Origin of the sequence: Salipiger marinus, assembly GCF_900100085.1 — a bacterium.
GTDB lineage: Bacteria > Pseudomonadota > Alphaproteobacteria > Rhodobacterales > Rhodobacteraceae > Salipiger > Salipiger marinus.
This window is the reverse complement of the sequence record NZ_FNEJ01000109.1, coordinates 1-1,028: the sequence shown is the minus strand read 5'-3', so window position 1 is coordinate 1,028 and position 1,028 is coordinate 1. Positions and strand designations below refer to the sequence as shown.

Here is a 1,028-nt window from a genome sequence, read left to right as displayed (position 1 = left end):
ACCTATCTGGTGGGCAAGGGCATGACGCTGGTGGTCGCCCGGGGCGTGGCGATGAAGGCGGCGCTGATCGAGATTGCCGGGGCGACCACTGGGGTTGGCACCGCCGCCGGTCGCGCGGTGGCTCCGCTGACCCGCTTTGGCCTTGCCGCCCGGGCCCTGACCGGGGTGCTGGGCGGGCCGCTATCGCTCGCGCTCACCGCCGCCTCGATCGTAGCCTTCGGCATCGACACCGACAGCGCCGCCGATGCCGTCGACCGCGCCGATGTGGCCGCCCGCAAGGCCGCCGACGCGCTCGACGCCTATCAGGAGGCGAGCCGCCGCGCCGCAGAGGAACAGCGCAGCCTTGGCGGCGAGGTCTCGGCGGCCACCCAGCAGATGCTTAGCCAGACCCGCGCCGGGCTGGTGCAGGCGCTGTCGGATGCCGAACGCGAGCTGAAAGCCGCGCGCAGCAGCATGACCGGGGCCTTCTTCGACCGCGACGGGTTTGACGATTTTGCCGGGCGCTACCGGGCGCTGTTCAAAACCAATCTGCAGAGCGGTGCGCCGATGCCCGGCATGCCGTCCAACCGCTTCCTCACCGATCTTGCGAAGATGGCCGAACAGGCCGGGCGGCTCGAGATCTCCGCCAGCGCGTTTATGGACAGCTTTTCGCAGGTGCAGGCCATCGGTCCCGCCTTTGCCGATCTCGCCGAACAGCTGGCCGGGATCCTCGCCTCGGGCGAGGGGCTGGCCGAGAATGACGCCCTCGAGGCGCTGCGCGGCATGGCCGAGGAGGCGGGGATCTTCCGCGACGAGCTCGCCGCCATCGACCGCGCCGGCGGCGAGGCCGATCTGCGCGCGGCCTATGCCGATCTGAAGACCGCGATCGAGGAGGCCACCGTGGCCGGCACCCAGCTGCGCGCCGAGACCAATGAGGGCTTCCGCGAAAATGTCACCACTCTGGCCGAGGTGGAGGGCCGGGTCGCGGCCCTGCGCGACACCGAACAGCAGACGCTGGACCTGTCCCGCGACATCGCCACCGAACGCCC

General features: G+C 70.9%; 1 pseudogene. It reads left to right on the top strand.

The annotated features are described in order from the left end of the window. Nucleotides 1-1,028, top strand: a pseudogene (locus tag BLR51_RS27975) (phage tail tape measure protein); the annotation flags it as partial.